Origin of the sequence: Pseudoalteromonas sp. P80D2 (genome assembly GCF_036680945.1) — a bacterium.
Classification (GTDB): Bacteria; Pseudomonadota; Gammaproteobacteria; order Enterobacterales; family Alteromonadaceae; genus Pseudoalteromonas; species Pseudoalteromonas shioyasakiensis.
The window spans coordinates 83618-103582 of the sequence record NZ_JAZDAR010000047.1 but is presented as its reverse complement, the minus strand read 5'-3'; the positions used below and the strand labels follow the sequence as shown (position 1 = coordinate 103582).

At 42.8% G+C, this 19965-nt stretch carries 18 protein-coding genes; 10 read left to right on the top strand and 8 right to left on the bottom strand.

From position 1 onward, the window contains the following. Positions 1–111: 111 nt before the first annotated feature. Both VRK28_RS12425 and VRK28_RS12420 read right to left on the bottom strand, forming a co-directional pair. A complete protein-coding gene (locus VRK28_RS12425; protein ID WP_062566747.1) occupies positions 112–3225 on the bottom strand; it encodes an efflux RND transporter permease subunit in 3114 nt (1037 codons plus the stop codon). A 9-nt stretch (positions 3226–3234) separates the two neighbouring features. Further along, a complete protein-coding gene (locus VRK28_RS12420; protein ID WP_332394023.1) occupies positions 3235–4437 on the bottom strand; it encodes an efflux RND transporter periplasmic adaptor subunit in 1203 nt (400 codons plus the stop codon). 258 nt (positions 4438–4695) lie between these two features. Here VRK28_RS12420 and VRK28_RS12415 point away from each other — a divergent pair, with 258 nt between their 5' ends. From VRK28_RS12415 to VRK28_RS12385, 7 genes are all read left to right on the top strand, one after another. Beyond that, complete coding sequence (locus VRK28_RS12415; protein ID WP_332394022.1) at positions 4696–5487, top strand: crotonase/enoyl-CoA hydratase family protein; 792 nt, start codon at positions 4696–4698, stop codon at positions 5485–5487. 69 nt (positions 5488–5556) lie between these two features. Next, a complete protein-coding gene (locus VRK28_RS12410) occupies positions 5557–5910 on the top strand; it encodes a CidA/LrgA family protein (RefSeq protein WP_063529212.1) in 354 nt (117 codons plus the stop codon). Next, complete coding sequence (locus VRK28_RS12405; RefSeq protein WP_063529211.1) at positions 5900–6610, top strand: LrgB family protein; 711 nt, start codon at positions 5900–5902, stop codon at positions 6608–6610. The genes VRK28_RS12410 and VRK28_RS12405 overlap by 11 nt, the downstream gene beginning before the upstream one ends. 33 nt (positions 6611–6643) lie before the next feature. After that, positions 6644–7483, top strand: a complete 840-nt coding sequence (locus tag VRK28_RS12400; RefSeq protein ID WP_054562265.1) for a mechanosensitive ion channel family protein — start codon at positions 6644–6646, stop codon at positions 7481–7483. Positions 7484–7583: 100 nt separating this feature from the next. Continuing rightward, positions 7584–8735 (top strand): PepSY-associated TM helix domain-containing protein, encoded by a 1152-nt coding sequence (locus VRK28_RS12395; RefSeq protein WP_332394048.1) that lies wholly within the window; start codon positions 7584–7586, stop codon positions 8733–8735. Then, positions 8735–9205, top strand: a complete 471-nt coding sequence (locus VRK28_RS12390) for a hypothetical protein (RefSeq protein ID WP_130166598.1) — start codon at positions 8735–8737, stop codon at positions 9203–9205. The genes VRK28_RS12395 and VRK28_RS12390 overlap by 1 nt, the downstream gene beginning before the upstream one ends. A 255-nt stretch (positions 9206–9460) precedes the next feature. Further along, positions 9461–10873: a family 43 glycosylhydrolase gene (locus tag VRK28_RS12385; RefSeq protein ID WP_130166597.1), complete on the top strand. Its 1413-nt coding sequence runs from the start codon at positions 9461–9463 to the stop codon at positions 10871–10873. A gap of 32 nt (positions 10874–10905) precedes the next feature. On the opposite strand, the gene VRK28_RS12380 is transcribed toward VRK28_RS12385, so the two are convergent. Both VRK28_RS12380 and VRK28_RS12375 read right to left on the bottom strand, forming a co-directional pair. Continuing rightward, positions 10906–11655: an RIO1 family regulatory kinase/ATPase domain-containing protein gene (locus VRK28_RS12380; protein WP_062566739.1), complete on the bottom strand. Its 750-nt coding sequence runs from the start codon at positions 11653–11655 to the stop codon at positions 10906–10908. A gap of 86 nt (positions 11656–11741) precedes the next feature. Further along, on the bottom strand, positions 11742–12206 hold the full coding sequence (locus VRK28_RS12375; RefSeq protein ID WP_235377480.1) for a MarR family winged helix-turn-helix transcriptional regulator: 465 nt from the start codon (positions 12204–12206) through the stop codon (positions 11742–11744). Positions 12207–12333: 127 nt separating this feature from the next. On the opposite strand from VRK28_RS12375, the gene VRK28_RS12370 reads away from it, so the two are divergent. The 3 genes from VRK28_RS12370 to VRK28_RS12360 are packed head-to-tail and all read left to right on the top strand — an operon-like array spanning position 12334 to position 14688. After that, entirely contained in the window at positions 12334–13485 is a 1152-nt protein-coding gene (locus VRK28_RS12370; RefSeq protein WP_332394021.1) for a hypothetical protein, read from the top strand. Positions 13486–13533: 48 nt separating this feature from the next. Then, a complete protein-coding gene (locus VRK28_RS12365; RefSeq protein WP_332394020.1) occupies positions 13534–14424 on the top strand; it encodes a dienelactone hydrolase family protein in 891 nt (296 codons plus the stop codon). Positions 14425–14472: 48 nt separating this feature from the next. Continuing rightward, positions 14473–14688 carry a hypothetical protein gene (locus tag VRK28_RS12360; protein ID WP_054562273.1) on the top strand — a complete coding sequence of 72 codons (216 nt, stop codon included), beginning with the start codon at positions 14473–14475 and terminating at the stop codon, positions 14686–14688. 77 nt (positions 14689–14765) lie between these two features. Here VRK28_RS12360 and VRK28_RS12355 read toward each other — a convergent pair whose 3' ends face one another. From VRK28_RS12355 to betB, 4 genes are all read right to left on the bottom strand, one after another. Next, on the bottom strand, positions 14766–15473 hold the full coding sequence (locus VRK28_RS12355; protein WP_062566735.1) for a TorF family putative porin: 708 nt from the start codon (positions 15471–15473) through the stop codon (positions 14766–14768). Between the two features lie 11 nt (positions 15474–15484). Further along, positions 15485–16702 carry a choline transporter gene (locus tag VRK28_RS12350; RefSeq protein WP_058586477.1) on the bottom strand — a complete coding sequence of 406 codons (1218 nt, stop codon included), beginning with the start codon at positions 16700–16702 and terminating at the stop codon, positions 15485–15487. A gap of 129 nt (positions 16703–16831) precedes the next feature. After that, complete coding sequence (betA, locus tag VRK28_RS12345; RefSeq protein WP_217874774.1) at positions 16832–18502, bottom strand: choline dehydrogenase; 1671 nt, start codon at positions 18500–18502, stop codon at positions 16832–16834. Beyond that, positions 18502–19965, bottom strand: a complete 1464-nt coding sequence (betB, locus tag VRK28_RS12340) for a betaine-aldehyde dehydrogenase (RefSeq protein WP_332394019.1) — start codon at positions 19963–19965, stop codon at positions 18502–18504. Before betB ends, betA begins: the two co-directional genes overlap by 1 nt.

The window sequence follows — 19965 nt, the reverse complement described above, 5'->3', positions numbered from 1 at the left end:
ACCTCTGCACATGTGTGTCGCTTTGAATCTAACTATGATAACAAACCTCTTTTGAGTTTTACCAAAAAAAAAGCCAGGTTGCCCTGACTTTTTTGTAATTAATAACAGATTTTACTCAGCACTTGCTGTGCCTTTTATTTTTTCGCGCATTGATTGCACTAACGTATAGAATAGAGGAACAAGTAAGGTGCCAAAAATGGTTGCAGCTAACATCCCGAATAATACGGTAATACCGAGTGATATTCGACTCCCTGCTCCTGCGCCACTTGCAAACACCAGCGGTAATACGCCAAGTACAAACGACAGTGCCGTCATCAACACCGCTCTAAAACGTAATCTTGCCGCATTAAGAGCCGCTTCAAAAATACTTTTGCCTGCCGCGCGTTCTTCCATAGCAAATTCAACAATCAAAATAGCGGTTTTGGTGGATAGGCCAATCAGTAGCACTAAACCAACCTGCGCATAGATGTTGTTTTCCATGCCAATTACATACAGCGCAAGCATGGCACCAAATAATGCCAGCGGCACCGCTGCAATGACTGAGAACGGAATTGTCCAACTTTCGTATTGCGCAACCAAGAATAGATACACAAATACCACCGCTAAGCCAAACAAGATTGGCGCCATGTTACCCGCTTCAATCTCTTGTTTAGACTGCCCTGCCCACTCATATACATAGCCTGTAGGTAATTGCTCGGCCAGCTCTTGCATCGCTTTAATGGCATCACCACTGGCATACCCCGCCGCAGGTTGTCCGCTAATGCTTGCACTTCGGTATAAGTTAAAGTGCGTTAAGCTTGTTGGGCCCAGAATTGGCTCAAGTTTAGCCAATGTAGTGAGCGGCACCATTGCTCCCTCATCATTACGTACATAGTAGTATTGTAAGTCTGCAGGGTTTTGACGAAAACGGCTTTCCGCCTGCATGATAACGCGGTAAGTACGACTGAATTGGTTGAAGTCATTAATGTATAACGAGCCGAGTTGCGCCTGCAAGGTTAAGAAAATATCGCTAAGCGCGACCCCTTGAGCTTTTGCCTTATTACGGTCAATTTCAAGGAAATACTGTGGCACATTCGCTCTAAATGTACTGTAAACATTTGATAGCTCTGGGCGCTGGTTCGCTTCATAAATCAAACCATTTAATACTTGAGCAAGCTCAGCAGGCTCGCGCCCTTCACTGTCTTGTAACCTAAACTCAAAGCCAGCGCTTGTACCGAGCCCAGGTATTGAAGGCGGGTTAAAGGCCATGATTTGCGCATCTGGCATCGCCCAAAACTGCCCCATCAAGCGCGTTAGTACCGCACGTAAACCAAGCTCAGGGCTAGTTCGCTCTTCCCAGTCTTTAAGTACTACGATACCAAGCGCATTATTAGACCCCGCACCACCGAGTAATGAGAAACCAGAAACCGCAATAAAATCAGTTGCCGCTGGTTCATTTTTAACAATATCTCCCAGCTTATGCATCACATCTTGGGTACGGCCGCTTGCTGCGGCATCAGGTAATTGCACATCAACAAAAAGAAAGCCTTGGTCTTCTGCTGGTACAAAGCCTGTAGGCACTGTTTTTACCAACCAACCTGCAGCAGCAAAAATAACCACCGCAAACAGTGCCATTCTCGCTGTACGTTTGAGGATAAAGTTAATAACTTTACTGTAACCATTGGTTGAGCGGGTAATGATGTTTTCAAACGGGGCTAGCCATTTAATCGGCTTCATGGCTTTTTCACTTAACAATAAAGCACACAAAGCAGGGCTTAATGTCAGTGCATTTAAAGATGAAATGAGTACTGCAAATGAAATCGTCACCGAGAACTGTTTATAAAGCTCCCCAGTTATTCCCGGCATAAAGCCTACTGGCACAAACACCGCAAGCAAAACTAAGGTCGTTGCCACTATCGGCCCAGATACCTGCTCCATCGCTTTGGTAACCGCTTCTTTAATTGGCAGCTTTTCTTCTTTTAGTATTCGCTCAACGTTTTCAATAACGATAATGGCATCATCTACCACGATACCTATTGCAAGCACTAAGCCAAACAAGGTGATTAAGTTGATGGAGTAATCCATCATCATCATAAACGCGAAAGTCCCCACCAAAGATACCGGAATAGCCACCGTTGGAATGAGCGTAGCGCGCCAATTTTGTAAGAATAAAAATACCACTAAAATAACCAAGCCAACCGCTTGGACAAGGGTGACGACCACTTCATCAATCGAGCGATTGATGAACTCTGTGGTGTCATAAGGAATTGAGTACTCAACACCATCAGGTAACTGTTTAGCCAGCTCTGCCATACGTGCTTTTACATCGTTGGCAACTTGCGTCGCATTCGCTTCTGTTAGCTGATAAATAACTATAAATGCAGTGTCTTGCTGGTTTAACTTTGCTGTTGTGCTGTAGCTTGCTGCACCTAATTCAATACGGGCAATATCGTGCAGGCGCACAAAGTTACCATCTTTACTCGAGCGAATAATAGTTTGACCAAACTCTTCAGGGGTTTTTAAGCGCCCTTTTGCCTGAATCGAATATTCAAATTGCTGGCTCGGTGCTGAGGGGGCAGCCCCCAGCTTACCCGCTGCTACGATGGTATTTTGCTCTTGTAGCGCAGCTTGAACTTCTGAAACAGTTAAACCCAGTGATGCCATTCGATCTGGGCGTAACCACAAGCGCATTGAATAGGTTTGTTCACCCATTACCTCAGCTGATGCAACCCCATTAATACGGCCAAGAGGCTCGGTTAAGTAGTTGGTTGCATAGTTGCTTAAGAAAATAGCGTCGATATTTTCTTGATTCGAGTATAAGTTGATACCAAGTAACATCGAGCTCGATTTTTTCTTAACCGACACACCTTGCCGTTTAACCTCTTCAGGTAAGCCTGCTTCAGCAAGTGCCACACGGTTTTGCACATTAACTTGGGCAATATCTGTATCTGTGCCGACCTTAAAATAAACAGTTATGTTGGCCGTGCCATTATTAGACGATGTTGATTCGATGTACATCATATCTTCAACGCCATTAACTTGCTCTTCTATGGGCCGGATCACCGACTCTTCTACAATTTGCGCACTTGCACCTGGGTAACTAGCACTAATTTGTACTTGCGGAGGGGTAATTTGCGGATACATATTCACTGGCAGCAAGGCCATTGAAATTAAACCCGCAATGGTAATAACAATCGAAATTACCAAGGCAAATTTTGGGCGAGATATAAAAGTTTTACTGATCATATCTCACTCCTAAGAGTTAGCTTTGCTAGAAATAGTGCCGGTTGTTTCATCGACATTTTTTTCAACAGCTTTCACTTCAGCGCCTTGGCGTACCTTTTGTAAACCTTCAATAATGACTTTTTCACCAGCCTCTAAGCCTGACTCAACCACCCACATCGCATTAATACGTCGATCCAGTTTAACAATCCGCATAGCCACTTTGTTTTCGTCATCAACAACAAGCACAAACTTACCTTGCTGGTTTTCTTGTACCGCTACTTGAGGAATGAGTGCCAAGTCTTGTTTATTGGTGCTTTCAACGATCAAGGTGACAAATAAGCCCGGCATGACAATGCCATCTGGGTTATCAAAAGCGGCTCTAAGCTCAACCGTGCCTGTATTGCGGTTAATTTTGGTATCAGCAAATTCAAGTACGCCTTTATCAGGAAAGGTCGAGTTATTCGGTAAGCGTAAAGTTAAATCGATAGGCACATCTCGAGGGTCTTTATCTGACGGTGCTTGATGATTTTGGCGATAAGAGATGTAGTCAGCTTCTTCAACCTGAAAACTTACATAAATTGGGTCTACATCGGTCAGCTCCGCAAGCTCATTGGATGATGGCCCAACAATATTCCCCACATCATAGTTCACTTTACCAATACGCCCTGCAAACGGCGCACGAATTTCGGTATAACTTAGATTAAGTTTTGCTTTTTCAAGTTCAGCTTCTGCGGCTTTAACAGCTGCGGTGGTTTGCTCAAAATTAGTGGTTAGTTTATCGAGGTCTGATTGTGAAATAAAACCTTGCGCAGCCACATCTTTGCCGCGTTTTAAATCACGTTCAGCGGCGCCTGCTGCGGCAATTTTACTTTTTAAATCAGCCTCAGCTTCTGACACAGTCGAGCGGTACTCAGATGGGTCAATACGCAGTAAGAGCTGATCTTTTTCAACCGATGAGCCTTCATTAAAGTGACGTTCAATAAGTTCCCCCTCAACACGGGCTCTAATCGCAACCTCTTGGAATGCTTCAGTACGCGCGACAAATTCTCGGTAATTACCAACTTCTTGTGTAACGACATTAAATACTGATACAGCCGGTGGCGGCGTAGCTTGTTGTTGTGCTTTATCATCTGAACAGCCAACCAATGTGGTTGTTAATGCGACAGAAATTGCAGCAAAAGCCAAAGAACGAGATGATTGTTTTGTTATGCGAGCTGTTTTGCGCATCAGCATATATTTACTCCTTGTAGCGCGACTTAAAGCTAAGTCTAGTCGTGTCATGGGATTTTGCGAAAGTATCTAACTAATCACAAAATCAAACTAGCGATGAACTAGCATCTTTGTTTTAAAAATATACACCAATTTGTAACTAAATATATGACAAGGTTACCCATTTTTGGAAAATATAATGATTCCTTGCGACACATCAGCAATTCTTTACTTAGTTGTAATTAACTCGTAAGCTCTAGCAAACAGGTCAGAGGAGTTACCATGATAAAACTAGAAATAAAACAACAAGTCGCATGGGTTAGCCTTGCTCGTCCAGAGAAACAAAATGCGCTCAGTTTTGCCATGTTTGTCGAGCTTTCAAACGTAATCAAAAAAATTAAACGTGATCGCAGCTTACGTGCGGTGGTTATCTCAGGCGAAGGCGAACACTTTTGCTCTGGACTGGATGTTGCTGCGGTGATGAAAAAGCCAAGCAATATCATCAAGCTTTTATTCAAGTGGTTACCAGGAAACCAAAATTTAGCGCAAAAAGTAGTGCTAGGTTGGCAAGACTTAAGTATTCCTGTGATTGCAAAAGTAACCGGACACTGCTTTGGTGGCGGTATGCAAATCGCACTCGGTGCTGATTACCGCATCGTCGATAAAAACGCTAAATTAGCGATCATGGAAGCTCGTTGGGGCTTATGCCCTGATATGGGGGCTAACGTGGTGCTTGCAGGTTTAATGAAGCGTGACCAAGCACTTTGGTTAGCAAGTCATGCTGGGCCAGTCTCTGCTGAAGATGCTAAAGAGTATGGCTTAGTTACACAGCTCACTGATGACGTTAATAAACAAACCGATGCCGTACTAGAAACGCTACTAGCGCGCTCGCCAGATACTCTGGCAGCAATTAAACGAATTACTCAGCAAAGCTACCGTTCACAGCAGCGTAAAATTCTCGCTAAAGAAACCTGGAGTCAAATTCGCTTACTGATGAACCCTAATACTAAAAAGGCGATTGCAAAGGCGAAAGGTGCAGAGGATATTCAATTTAATAATGCCAAATCATGGTAAGCTAAAGTCGCATAGTACAACTGACAAGGGTATGATGTAGTTGTACTTTATTCGCAATTATCCTGACTTATGAAATACCTTATCAGTAGTGTCATTATTCTTACCTGCTTAGCCGTTGCCAAGTTTTTAACGGCTTTGCTTGAAAGCTCTTTCCCTGCCCCATTACTCGGTATGGTGTTACTGCTCGTGCTACTATTAACGGGCCTCGTAAAAGAACAACATTTAAAACCAACAGCCAGCCCTTTACTTAATTACATGCCGTTGTTCTTCATCCCTGCAGGGGTTGGCATTATTGAGCACCTAGGTTTAATTTCGCAGAACTGGCCTTTATTACTGACTATTTTTATTGTCGTGCCGCTGAGTAGTGTTTTACTCATAGGCGCTGTTATCGCCTATTTTAAGGGCCGTGAAAATGACAGTTAGTTTATGGTGGCTCTGCGTTCCGTGCATTATTGCGCTTTTCTTAGTACTGCGTTTTTTAAACGCGAAAACCCAGCATGCCACTGCCAAAGCGCTTAGTAATCCTGTGTGCTGGGCAATTATATTAACTGCAGCCTTGTTAGTGACACTAAAGCTTCCTTATGAGCCTTTTGCCGAGCACAGTAAAGTTTTAAGCTGGTTGCTTGAGCCTGCCATTGTGGCATTGGCTCTACCGCTTTATCAGCAATTTATCCACGTAAAAAAGAACCTGCTGCTAATCCTCATAAGTTGCAGCTTAGGGGTGATCAATGCCACCTTGGTAGCCTCGCTAATATGCTATGTTTTTGCAGCCCCTGCACAGTTAAGCGCATCTTTAGCAAGTTTATCTGTAACAACCCCTATCACCTTGTTAGTGACAGAGTCGCTAGGCGGAATACCTTCTTTAGCGGCAGCCATGGTGATTTTTATTGGCGTACTTGGGGCTATATTTGGTAATTTGATTTTCTCGTTGATAAATATCCGCAACGCCCAAGCAAAAGGTGTTGCTATTGGTACCGCTTGCCATGCCATTGGCACAGCATCATTGATTAGTGAACAGCCAAAAGCTGGTGCCTTTGCTTCTGTGGCGATGGCATTAAGTGCGCTTCTCAGCGCTATAATAGTGCCGATACTTTATCCTGTTATTCAGCATGTTCTGGTATAGTCAGAATTCGCAGTAACCTTGTTAGGAAAACACATGATTGACTCAGAAATACAGCAAGTCGAAAAATACTACAATCTGATTATGGAATATTTGGTCACCTACAGTATGCAAATTTTAGGTGCCATCTTAATTCTATTTATTGGTTTATGGATTGCGCAAAAAGTATCGAATATGGTTGCTGGCCTCATGCAACGTCACAATATCGATATTACCCTCACCAACTTTGTTAGTAATGTCATCAAAGTATTGCTGATCATCATGTTCTTGGTTATTGCCCTTGGCAAAATTGGTATAAGCGTGACCCCATTTGTTGCTGCCATTGGTGCTGCATCTTTAGGTGCTGGTTTAGCAATGCAAGGCATGCTTTCAAACTATGGTGCGGGCCTTGCTATCATTGCAACAAGGCCATTTGTTGTTGGCGATACTATTGAAGTAAAAGGCGTTAGTGGGCAAGTTAAAACCATTGAGCTTGGTCACACAATTTTGATTAACGAAGAAAAAGTCGAAATCACCATTCCTAACAAACATATTGTTGGTGAGATTTTACATAACTCGTTTAGCTATTCATTAGTTAAAGGTGAAATTGACATCGCCTATGATGCCAATGCAGATCTCGCTATTGAGCTTATCGAAAAAGTGTTAGACGAGCATGAGCTAGTTAGTGACTCTCCTCATGCACAAGTCGGTATTGAGCGCTTTGCTGAGAGCGGTGTTACCTTGAGCTATCGCTTTTGGGTGCCAACCACCAAAATTATTGAGACCAAATTAGCGGTGAACCGCAATGTATTTAAAGCAATTCAAGGAGCGGATATCGAAATTCCTTTCCCACAACGAATTGTTACCCTCAACCAAACTAATGATAAAGGCGCTTAAAGCGCCTTTTTTACAGCTCGTCGACAGAGATTGTGTTTGTTCAAAAGATTGTAGTACAATTTAAATGATAACAATTACTATCATCAATTAACGTCGGGCTATTTTTACCATGAGTAAACGTCTTTGGTTCCAACTACATGGTTGGTTTTCGCTCCCTGTATGGGTGCTATTTTGCTTTATTTGCGTCACAGGTACTGTATCTGTGATAAGCCATGAGCTTACTTGGCTGACCAACAGTGAAGCACGTGCAAACAACCCAAATGATTTACCAGCACTTGGTGTTGATCAAGTTATTAATAGCGTTGAAAAAGCCTATCCGACTGCCGATGTAATGAGTGTACTTACTTATGAGCCTTACTTGGTTAATGCGGTTATTTTCACTGATACCGACAAACCTTATGCTGTGGCTTACGTCAATCAATACACCGGCGAAGTTCAAGCGGTTAATGACACTATCTCATTCATTGAATTTATGCGTACCCTACACGGCTGGCTATTCTTCCCTTGGCAAGAAGGTTACAGCGTAGGTTACTACCTCGTCAGCGCTATGGCTTTTGTTATTTTAGGTGCACTAGTAACTGGTTTAGTGATTTATAAAAACTTTTGGCGCGCATTTAGTCAGCCAAAACTACGTTTTAACCAAGGTAAAAAAACCTTTCTAAAAGATTTACATACCCTAAGTGGCGTTTGGTCAATTTGGTTTATGGCAGTAATGGCACTAACAGGCCTGTGGTATTTGGTGCAAGCCATCATGTGGCATAACGAAATAGACATAGAAGAGCATGCACCGCTAGTGGCGGTTTCAACTTTGCCTGCGAATAAACAAACACCACCAACCGACTTAAAAGCGGCACTGGCAATTACCAAAGAGAAATACCCAGATTTCAAACCTAGTTATGTGATGCTGCCAGAGCATAACCGCGGCATGTTTAATATCATGGGCAGTGGCGATACTATTTTCTACGATAACTACGCTTACTCAACTTCAATCAATCCTTGGACAGGTGAAATTGCAGCAAGCAAGAGCCCAGAAACAATGTCGGGACTACTTACCCTTTCGCATATCGCCGATCCGCTGCATTACGGTAATATTGGCGGTCTGTGGACAAAGGTTATCTGGTTTATCTTTGGTTTGATTTTAAGTGGTATGTCAATCACTGGCTTTATGATGTACGCCGCAAAATTAGTAAATAACAAACCTGTAAAAGCGCGCCAAGCTGCGCCAGTGAATAACGTTCAGGAGGCAAACTAATGGCTCGTTTACAAGCAACTTGGTGGCAACGTAAAAAGTATGTTTTACATGCTGTGGTACTGGCTTTGCCTGTATGGTTTATTTATCAGTCATTAAACCCTCAGTTTCCTGCACTTTGGCAAGAGCAACAAGCGGGCGAATTTAAAATCGCTCCAATGCCGCTTAATGAAGACGCCCCGTACTCACACCACAATGAGTATGTTAAAGATTTCTTTATCGCCTTTAATCAAGGTGACATAAGTAATGTTCGTCAGGCGTATTTAAATATTGGCCAAGCGCCTTTACCACTAACGGAGTTTGCTAAAGATGAAGAAGGCATAATGCATGGCACCAATCATGGTCAGCACGCCCATGCGATAGCTCCTAAAACCATATCAGCAGATGATAAACTGTGGATCACAATACAAACTTGGCAAGGCCAACTGCATACCCTCAAATGGGATATTCCCAGCCAGTTTATTACTCAATAACATCCGAAAAGCCACTCACTGAGTGGCTTTTTTGTATCTCAGCTAAACACTCAAGTCCCTTCCAAAATGGTTAAAGGTAAAATTTTTGTTAATTAATTTTACCGATCACCTTTACAAAGGTAATAATATAATAAAGTATTATAAATAGTTTTCATTTGCACCAATGCTCTTAATTGAGTTATTAGCTGTAGATCAAAACTAATCCAAGGAGCAAAACACACAAGGAAAGCTCAATAACAATGATTTGGAGACACAATGATACTTTCAAAAAAAGCGCTAGCTGCGCTCAGCTTGGCAACAACCCTCATACTGCCCAGTGCTTATGCGATTGATAATGGCGTATACACCATTAAATCAAAGTACAGTGCTAAGTTTGTTGAAGTAGCCAGCGCGCAAACCAACGATGGTGCGAATGTTAGTCAATGGGCTGACACGAATCACGACACCCAGCGCTGGTTAATCACCAACATAGGTGGCAGCAACTATTCGGTTATTAACTTAAATAGTGGTAAAGCCCTAGAAGTGTTTGACTTCTCGACTGCCGATGGCGGCAATGTGGTGCAATATGAGTACGCTAATCTTGCCAGCCAACACTGGCAAATTAATGATGAAGGTAGCGGCTATTACAGCTTCATTAACGATCACAGTGGTAAGGCACTCGACCTTTATGCTTTTGATGGCAACGATGGCGCGAATATTAGCCAGTGGAGCTACAACGGCAGCGATGCACAGCAGTGGCAGCTAACCAAGCTTGCTAATGTTGAATCAACCCCTTGGGATCCATCCACAACCAATGGCGCTGCAGATCACTGGCCACTTACTGGTAATTTAGTCACCCACGATCCAACCCTTGGCTATGAAAATGGCACTTGGTGGGTTTTTCAAACAGGCCCTGGTATCTACGGTAAATATTCAAGTAACGGTGTAGATTGGAATGATGCCCTACCAATTTTCTCAAATGGTTTAAGCTGGTGGAGTAACTATGTGCCAGATCATGATGGAATTGATGTCTGGGCGCCTGAATTAAAAAGCTACAATGGTCGTAGCTGGCTTTATTATTCGATTTCGACCTTTGGTTCACGTGTTAGCGCTATTGGCCTTACCTCAGCAAGTAGTGTAGCAGCCGGTGATTGGCGTGATGATGGTTTAGTAATTAACACGACCAATAGCAATAATTATAACGCCATTGACCCCGATCTCGTGGTAGCAAAAGATGGTGCACCTTGGCTTGCCTTTGGCTCATGGAATTCGGGTATTAAACTAACGCGTATTAACCCAATGACCATGAAGCCATTTGGTCAAATCTACTCTTTAGCAAGTCGCTCTGGTGGTATCGAAGCACCTACCATAGTGTATCGCCAAGGCTACTACTATTTGTTTGTTTCAGTTGGCAAATGCTGTGATGGCACGAATAGTACTTACCGTATTGCGTATGGCCGCTCTAGTGACATCCGCGGTCCATACCTAGATAAAAATGGCACCGACATGCTAGCTAGCGGCGGGAGCATTCTAGATGCGGGCAATAGCCAATGGGTAGGTCCGGGTGGACAAGACATTTTAAATACCGATGTGATTGTTCGTCATGCTTATGATGCAGGTGATAATGGCACCCCTAAATTGCTCATCAGCACCCTGAATTGGGATGCGAATGGTTGGCCTAAATACTAGTTCTCCCCACTAAGCGCGTGCAAGCGCGCTTTTTACAATCTATCTAATATACTGCGAACAAATTCAGAATTAAGAATCTGAGTTACTGCCCCGCTACACCACAAATAGGCACGTTGAATCGGGTAACCTTTAAAAATCCAACGCTTACGCACATGATTAAAGTCGTGCAAATAATCAGCCTTTGCTTGCGGTAACGAGTCTTTGGCTAACTTATGCCATGCTTTATAAACCCCACTCATATCGGCACCACGCATAAAACGCTGTAACCAGCGCGGAAAGCGTGCAAAGCGAATCGCTGACTGAAAATCAATAATGTAAGGCTTGCCGTCTTTTGAACAAATAACATTACCTAAATTACGTAAGTCGAGGTGCACCACGCCGCGGCGATGCATTTTTGCTACCAAACGCTCAAATTCTTTAAAGAACTCACTCGGTAAATGCTGCTGTTGCAAGGCAAGCTGGCGAAGTGGCGTGCCTTCAATAAAGTCATAAGCAATGGCAATCGATGACAAGCGGCAAAAGTTATCAACCACTCCGTCTACGTCTTGCAGGCGTGCCAGCCCCTTGTACTCTTGATTGATAAAAAGCGGCGCGATGGTTTTTCTCACCCACCATGGGCTGTGCTGAAAATCTTTAATAATTAAATCAAATTTCGCGTCTTTATAACGATAAACAATGGCATTGGCAAAGCGGCCTGTGTGAACAACCGACAAACCTTCTGGGCTAAATTGATGAGCTGGAAATTGAGCGTGAAGCTCTGCAAGCAAAGATGATTCAAACATAACAACCCGGACTTGTTAAAATTAAATGCCTAGGCAACTATATTATCAAAATGCGTCTACAGCGACAATGTACCGCTTAGAGAAATTTATGCTTTTAAATTATGAATTGCTCTAAACAATAAGCTTGCGAGTTGCTCTTGCTCATCATCAGAGAAGCCTGTGAGTGCTTTGCGATAGATATCATTTACAGTGGGTAAAATTTCCGGGTAAAGCTGTTGGCCTTTTTCTGTGAGGCATAAAAGAGTTGAACGGCGATCTTCAACTGACTGCTTTTTAGCAACTAAGCCCTTGTCTTCTAAACGAGAAAGTAAGCGACTCATGGCACCACGGTCATACACCATGTGCTCACAAAGCTCAGCCAAGGTATTTACTTTACCACGCGCAAGTAGCACAACCACAATGTACTGAGCCGAGGTTAACTCTTTATCCTCTAACGCATTATCAAGATGAGTCACTAGGTTTGAACGTAAGTAAGAGACTAAGCGACCTAAGTCTTGCACGGGATCTAAATCTTCAATACAGCACTGGCCAATTGATGCAGGTTCTTTCATATTTCCTCTAAAGCGGTTAATAGCAATTCATAGACAGTTAATCGGAAAAATAATTCAATCCTATTAGATTGCTTCAACGGCTATGAATAGTGTAGCGTGAACAAGCGTACTAACTGTCGGGGGCGTTATGCTAACTAAACAACATATTATCAAGTATTTATCTCTTACAATACTGCTACTTCTTTGTTGGCTAGAGCATTATAACCATTTCATTATGCGCTTTATCGACAGCGCCCTTGTACAATCAACCCTAGTGTACGCTTCATCTCGTACAGTTAATGCTGCTATATCGCTATTGCAATCAGCCGAAGTGGGCATTGGTATTGCGAGTATTCAACCTGCACAACTACTCGACCCAGTCAATGACCTAGCTGAATACATGTCGGATGCTATGCGCCTTGCAATAGGCTCGTTATTTTTACAGCGCATTTTATACACCATTTCTTCTGGGGTTATTTTTAGTGGTGTATTTACAGTTTCGGTTGTCGCTTACCTTATTTGTGAATGGCGTAACTTCTTACCCAACTTGCGTCATAAAATTATGGCAAGCCTGATTTTAATTCGCTTCTTAGTGCCAGCAGTAGTACTTACAACTGGTCTTGTTAGTCAAATATTCTTAGATGAGCAAATAAACCAGCAAAGTGAAATCGTGAGCGAAAAAGTCGATACGGTGAATAGCAGTGCAAATAATACCTCAGCCCTATCTGCCAAGCTAAAGGCCGAGGTCGATAGTGAAAAACAAACCATCTTCGACAAACTCTCACTATTAAATGAGCAGCAGATAAAAAACCACCAGCAAGCGACAGAACTCAAAGTTAAGCTGGCAGAGGTTGATAGCCAAATAGAGGCGATTCAAGCAACTCGCAGCTTGTCTGAGCGACTGACCTTTACTGAGCTTGAACAAGCCAAACCATTACTTGATAAAAAGCAGCAATTAACAGCGCAACTTAATGCAGTACTAAACCAGCAAAGACAGCTGAATCTTGACAAAGACGCCTTAAACGAACAACTAGAAAACCTTAACGCATCACTCAATCATGACCAATCGTCGCAAGTGAGTAAAATTATAGACACCGTCACCTCTGGCATTAGTAACATGGTGGCAGCCGTCGAAGACTTATTTATCGACTTTTTGAATATCTTGTCACTGCTGATTTTAAAACTGTTATTAATGCCGCTAATATTTTTATACCTATTTAACAAAGCCTTTAAGGCCATTTGGCAGCGCCGCTTTATGGATGTGGTAATACAAACAAAGCAACTGGCTGTTAATCGCTGATATTTCAGCTAAAGTTATAAACCTAACTCGTTTTTAAAGGATATAAGTATGACTGAGCAACGCCATAACCACATTCCCCAAGAAGCTTTCGATTGGTACGATGAATACGCCCATGGCTTGATGGACCGCCGTACCTTTATGAAAAAGCTGGGTGGCTTAGTCGCCCTTGGTTATTCAATGGCAATGCTAAGTAGCGCTTTACTGCCAAACTACGCATTAGCTGAGCAAGTGTCCTTTAATGACCCTGATATCAAAGCCAGCTATAAAACCTTTGACTCGTTTAAAGGCCATGGCGAAGGTAAAGGTTATTTAGTCGAACCCGCTAATTTAACGGGCAAGCTCCCAATAGTATTAGTGATCCACGAAAACAGGGGCTTAAACCCTTATATTAAAGATGTTGCTCGCCGCCTTGCCAAAGCCGGTTTTATTGCCTTTGCGCCAGATGCATTACACCCTCTTGGTGGCTACCCTGGCAATGACGATGAAGGCCGCGCCATGCAACGCTCTATGGATAAACAAAAAATCCAACAAGACTTTATAGCCGCAGCAGAATACATAAAAAGACACCCAAATAGTAACGGCAAACTTGGTGCGGTAGGCTTTTGCTTTGGTGGTTATATGGTTAACTACTTAGCAGCTGTTGATAGCAAATTAATTGATGCGGGCGTGCCTTATTACGGCACTCCGGCTGTTAAAGAACTCAGACAAAACATCAAAGCTCCACTACTTGTACACTTAGCCGAGTTTGATAACCGCGTTAATGCAACATGGCCAGAATACGAGAGCGACTTAAAAGCGCATCAAGTGCCTTACACTATGCACATGTATGAGCAAGCAAATCATGGTTTTCATAACGACTCTACTTCTCGTTATGATGAAAAACAGGCGGAGCTTTCTTGGCAGCGCACATTGGCGTTTTTCAATGAGCAATTGATTTAAACAGAGCAATTTCATACACTCTCGAAAAAATTTTAGGCTAGAAAAGAGATGGAATCGCAAGTCAGTTATCGCTTTGACTCACAGCAAACCGCCAATCGGTTTTTAAACAAGCTTAAGCATTGGTCAGTGGCTAAGGTCACGGCGAGTCTTTGCCAAGGTGGTTATGGCGTGAAAATACGCTACGAAGTCGATACCAGTGGTTTTGATTACACTCTTGCAGAGCTTGATGATTTAGCGATGCAACACGAAGGCGAAGAGATTTAATTATCAAATTCTAGACATAAAAAAACGGCTAACTAAGGTTAGCCGTTTCATTTTAAAGCCTTACAATAAAACGCTACTTATAAATCAAAGCTACGTGAAATAGACGCAACAATTCGCTCGTCTGCGTACTCAGAATCAATGCTGGTATTCTCACCTGCAATTTCAATATTAAAGCCCGCATAGCTCGTTTGATACGCCAAACGATAATGCTTGTATGACTTATCACTGCCATCCCAGCTAAACTTATCGCCATCTAGTGAATTAGATACATCAAAGCTGGCACGAATTGCATGATTTGGCGCTACTTCAAATGTGTGCGCTACCATGTAGATTAAATGGCCTGCACCAGTACCAAAGTAATCCCAAGTATACCAAAAGTTAAGCTCTACTTGACCAATGCTGCTGGCATAACCAAATTTAGAATACACTTCAGGGTAGTTGCCATCGCTTGAGTAATCTTCACCATGGTAAGAGTAATAAGCAATACCATAATCAACACTAAGGGCGTCAGTTAACTCAGCATAGTTACCAAAATACGCATCCCACTCGATGTCGGTGCCATCGCCAAAATCTACATTTGAAGCCCACGTACCTACATACATACCTGAATCTGCAAAAGCATAATCTAAGCTGCCCTGAATCGCTGGGTCATTCATAGTTTGGCTTACACCATTGAAGGTGTAATCTGATGCCAATGTAACCGTAGTCGATAAGTCAGCCATGGCTGATGTCGATAGTAATGCCAATGGCAACGCTGCTGCTAATACTGTTTGTCTTGTTGTCATGTTGGTTTCCCTTAGCTAACTGTTTCTATTTTTGTGTAATCTAATTTATTGTCTTTTGGTGAACCTTCGATATTTTTCACTGTTTTTAACTTGCTGTAGCCAATGAACGCAGCACAGCCGAAAAATAACGCAATAACGAGCGCACCAACCCATTGGATCTGTAAAAAGTCGAACTTAAACAGCAGGGTTAACAATGAAAGCGCCACCACATTTAAGGCAATATAATTAAACTTACCTAAACGTTTCACCGTTAAGTTTAGGTTATCTGTGTATAAACGGATCAAAGAATCAAGTGAGTTGATCACAAACACCACACCAACAAACACCATAGCGATGTTTTTCAGGCCTGCTGTTGCAATACCCGCTTCATGATATTGATACAAAACACTAAACCAGATAGCGATTGGAATAGACGGGAAAATCAACATAGCCGCCAGCACTTGGTAAGTTTTTAAACCACCCACAAAACGTGAGGTAAATTGACCAATCATGATGCTCCAAGCAAACCACCAAAACAGGTAGAAGGCATGGTAATCATTCAGCGGTAATATAAATTCATTGATATTGCCAAAGTAACCGCCGATCAACGCAAGGTTATCAACAAATGCTGATGTTTGTGCATCAGAACCAACAAAGGCACCGAACCACATAAATGCGATTAAAGCGATAAACAACCAAGTAGTAGAAATACTTAAAAAGCGTACATACTTAATGTCTGTGCTCGAATAAACAGCAAAACAAATCGCTGCAAACACCATTAAGTAGAATGTCGGAATAATTGACTCACCATCACCAAGTGACGGCAAATACCAAGGTAAATTCGACAGCAGTAAAAATGCAGTAAATGCGCATGTACCAATAATAACGATGTTATTAATTAGTTTTACCCAAGCAATTTCAAAGAACTTTACTTTGGGTTCTATTACGCAGAAATAAAAGCACGTAAGGAAATAAAATCCCCAGATCAAGAAGCCCCAATAACCAAATTCAATGGCTAGAGGATTGGCAAACGCATACTCTGGGCTTGCTTTTATGTCTGCATAACCTGCAAACTCTGTCAGTGGAAACATAATCAAGCCAACATCTAGGCCCGATGTAAATAAAATTGCAATGAACGTAAACGTTCTAACCGGTGTGACGCCAACACACCTAACCGTACCCCATTTAAATAAAATAACCGCAATTGCTAACAGGGTAAAAATGATGCCAGCACTAAGCCAAAAGGTCATAGTTACCCCCCCAAAATAAGTAATAATACTTCATTGTTTCTCCAGTTTTATTCCTCGCATTAACGCACCACAAACAACTCGTGATGCGCGCCACTGCAAGCCCCACAGCCGAAACTGCGGGTGGCCTTATTAGATCTCCGAACTACGCTGCGTTGATTGCCATTGTTTTTCCATGGCAACATCTGCAGTTGATGCCGATAACACAGGCTTACCTAAAATGTGGTCCGCCGCTTTTTCTGCCACCATAATGGTTGGCGCATTTAAATTACCGTTTGGAACGGTTGGGAAGATAGATGAATCCACAACCCGTAAACCTTCGATACCGTGTACTTGAGTTTGCGAGTTAACCACGGCCATCTCATCTTCACCCATCTTGCACGAACATGACGGATGGTAAGCACTCTCAACCGCTTGACGAACAAAAGCATCGATTTCTTCATCGCTTTGAACATCTTTACCGGGTTGAATTTCACCATCGCGATATTCATCAAACGCACTTTGCTCAATAATCTCACGAGTTAGACGTACGCAAGCTCTAAAGCCTTCAATGTCATCTTGATGCTGTAAGTAGTTAAATTGGATCTTAGGCGCAACCTGTGGATCCGCCGACTTAATCGTTACTGCACCACGGCTTTTTGGTTTGTTATGCCCAACATGAACTTGGAAACCATGACCATCAAAGGCACTCTTACCGTCATAACGAATGGCTGCTGGTAAAAAGTGATACTGAATATCTGGCCATTCAACACCCGGTTTTGAGCGAATAAATGCACATGATTCAAAATGGTTAGTCGCCCCTAAACCTGAGCGATTTAATAACCAACGAGCACCAATTAGCCCTTTTGAAACAAGGCCTAATTTGCCGTTTAAAGTAATTGGTTGCTTACACTTATATTGGAAGTAAAACTCCAAGTGGTCTTGTAAGTTTTGGCCAACACCTGGTAAGTGGTGTTTAACCTCAACACCCGCTTCGCTCAGGATGTCTTTATCACCAATACCTGATAATTGCAGAATATGCGGTGAACCAATTGGGCCCGCACTTAAAATAACGTCTTTTGCTGCAAATGCTTGCTGCTTAGAGCCAGATACTGAATACTCAACGCCCACGGCTTTTTTGCCTTCTAGCAAAACTTTTTCAGCTAAAGCACCGGTGACTAGCGTTAAGTTTTTACGTGACTTAACTGGGTCTAAATACTCACGGCTAGCAGAGCTTCTTACGCCATCTTTAACTGTCATATGCATTGGCCCAAAACCTTCTTGCTGGGCTGCATTGTAGTCATCAGTTTGCGCATAACCTGCTTGCTGGCCCGCTTTGATAAAGGCTTTATAAAGCGGATTAGCCATTTCATTACCGTTATTAACCCCTAATGGGCCGTTATCGCCACGGTAACTGTTACCACCTAAGTAGAATGATTCCGCACGTTTAAAGTACGGTAAACATGCTTGGTAATCCCAACCATTAGCGCCGTGTTGCTGCCATTCATCAAAATCTTTGGCATGACCACGTACATAGACCATGCCGTTAATCGATGATGAGCCACCTAACACCTTACCTCGTGGGCAGTGCATTTGACGGTTATCTAAATATGGCTCTGGCTCGGTATGAAATTGCCATGCATATTTGTCGGTATTCATTGGGATTGATAGTGCGGTAGGCATCTTTATAAAAATGCTTTTATCGCTACCACCCGTTTCAAGTAATAACACCTTATTAGAAGGGTCTGCTGATAGTCGGTTTGCCAACACGCAGCCTGCTGAGCCAGCACCGACTATGATGTAATCATAGTTCTGTGTACTCATTAAAATGGACTCTCTATATTGCTCATACCCACATAAATCGATTTAGTTTGGGTATAGTGATCTAAAGTTTCGATACCGTTTTCACGGCCGATACCTGATTGCTTGTAACCACCTACTGGCATTTCTGCAGGTGAATTACCATAGCTGTTTATCCAACAAATACCGGCTTGTAACTGGTGGATCACGCGGTGTGCACGCTGAATATCTTTAGTGAACACGCCTGCGGCTAAGCCTAGGTGGGTATCGTTTGCACGCTGAATAACGTCATCTTCATCATCAAACACCAACACGCTCATTACCGGACCAAAGATCTCTTCTTTAACTATGGTCATGTCGTCTTTACAGTCGACAAAAACGGTCGGTTCCACAAAGTAGCCGTTTGGCGCAGATGCTGGTGATAGTGCCTTACCGCCGGTTAGTAAGGTTGCGCCTTCTTGAATACCTTTATCGATATAGCCAAGTACAAGCTCTTGGTGTTTTTTAGAGATAAGCGCCCCTAAATTCACCTCAGGATCCATTGGATCGCCAGCGATAATATTTTGCTCAGTGCGTGTTTTCAGCTCATCAATAAACTGCTGATAAACATTTTTATGCACATAGATGCGCGTACAGTTAGTGCAGATTTCGCCTTGCGTATAAAAATTACCTAACATTGCCGCACTAACAGCTTGTGATACATCGGCATCATCAAATACTAATAACGGTGACTTACCACCAAGCTCCATGGTCACATCTTTAAGTGAACCAGCAGCGCTTGCCATTACTTTTTTGCCTGTGCCTACTTCACCAGTGAACGACACTTTTTCAATATTTGGGTTTGCTGTTAACCATTGCCCTACTTCAGCAGCGCCTTGCACAACGTTGAATACGCCAGCAGGTACACCCGCTTCGATGAAAATCTCTGCAAGTTTAATTGCACCAAGTGGTGTTTCTTCAGAAGGCTTGAAAATAACCGCATTACCCGCAGCCAGTGCTGGGCCTGATTTCCAACAAGCAATTTGTAGTGGGTAGTTCCATGCACCAATACCGGCACAAACACCTAAAGGCTCTTTACGTGTGTAGTAAAAATCATTGCCAACCATTTGTTGCTGACCCACTTGCGCAGGAGCAAGACCAGCAAAATATTCGATAACATCGGCGCCAGTTTCAACATCGACACACTCGGCTTCTTGCCATGGCTTACCCGTGTCAAGTACTTCTACTTTTGCCAGTTCATCGTTACGCTCGCGTAAGATTGCCACGGCTTTTAATAAAATACGGCTACGCTCAATTGGCGTCATTGCAGACCATGCTGCAAACCCTTGTTTTGCGCTTTCGATTGCCGCGTTTTGAATAAACTCATCAGCGATTTCAACGTGATAAATCACTTCATCCGTTGCAGGATTCTTAACTGCAAAGGTATCGCCAGTTTGATTCTTTAAAAAATGGCCATTAATAAAATTTTCGTAAACAGGTGTGGTCAT

Excerpts from the sequence above, each read along its gene's own strand:
- VRK28_RS12425 (WP_062566747.1), bottom strand. The coding sequence starts at position 3,225 with ATGATCAGTAAAACTTTTATATCTCGCCCAAAATTTGCCTTGGTAATT.
- VRK28_RS12420 (WP_332394023.1), bottom strand. The coding sequence starts at position 4,437 with ATGCTGATGCGCAAAACAGCTCGCATAACAAAACAATCATCTCGTTCT.
- VRK28_RS12415 (WP_332394022.1), top strand. The coding sequence starts at position 4,696 with ATGATAAAACTAGAAATAAAACAACAAGTCGCATGGGTTAGCCTTGCT.
- VRK28_RS12410 (WP_063529212.1), top strand. The coding sequence starts at position 5,557 with ATGAAATACCTTATCAGTAGTGTCATTATTCTTACCTGCTTAGCCGTT.
- VRK28_RS12405 (WP_063529211.1), top strand. The coding sequence starts at position 5,900 with ATGACAGTTAGTTTATGGTGGCTCTGCGTTCCGTGCATTATTGCGCTT.
- VRK28_RS12400 (WP_054562265.1), top strand. The coding sequence starts at position 6,644 with ATGATTGACTCAGAAATACAGCAAGTCGAAAAATACTACAATCTGATT.
- VRK28_RS12390 (WP_130166598.1), top strand. The coding sequence starts at position 8,735 with ATGGCTCGTTTACAAGCAACTTGGTGGCAACGTAAAAAGTATGTTTTA.
- VRK28_RS12385 (WP_130166597.1), top strand. The coding sequence starts at position 9,461 with ATGATACTTTCAAAAAAAGCGCTAGCTGCGCTCAGCTTGGCAACAACC.
- VRK28_RS12380 (WP_062566739.1), bottom strand. The coding sequence starts at position 11,655 with ATGTTTGAATCATCTTTGCTTGCAGAGCTTCACGCTCAATTTCCAGCT.
- VRK28_RS12375 (WP_235377480.1), bottom strand. The coding sequence starts at position 12,206 with ATGAAAGAACCTGCATCAATTGGCCAGTGCTGTATTGAAGATTTAGAT.
- VRK28_RS12370 (WP_332394021.1), top strand. The coding sequence starts at position 12,334 with ATGCTAACTAAACAACATATTATCAAGTATTTATCTCTTACAATACTG.
- VRK28_RS12365 (WP_332394020.1), top strand. The coding sequence starts at position 13,534 with ATGACTGAGCAACGCCATAACCACATTCCCCAAGAAGCTTTCGATTGG.
- VRK28_RS12360 (WP_054562273.1), top strand. The coding sequence starts at position 14,473 with ATGGAATCGCAAGTCAGTTATCGCTTTGACTCACAGCAAACCGCCAAT.
- VRK28_RS12355 (WP_062566735.1), bottom strand. The coding sequence starts at position 15,473 with ATGACAACAAGACAAACAGTATTAGCAGCAGCGTTGCCATTGGCATTA.
- VRK28_RS12350 (WP_058586477.1), bottom strand. The coding sequence starts at position 16,702 with ATGACCTTTTGGCTTAGTGCTGGCATCATTTTTACCCTGTTAGCAATT.
- betA (WP_217874774.1), bottom strand. The coding sequence starts at position 18,502 with ATGAGTACACAGAACTATGATTACATCATAGTCGGTGCTGGCTCAGCA.
- betB (WP_332394019.1), bottom strand. The coding sequence starts at position 19,965 with ATGACCACACCTGTTTACGAAAATTTTATTAATGGCCATTTTTTAAAG.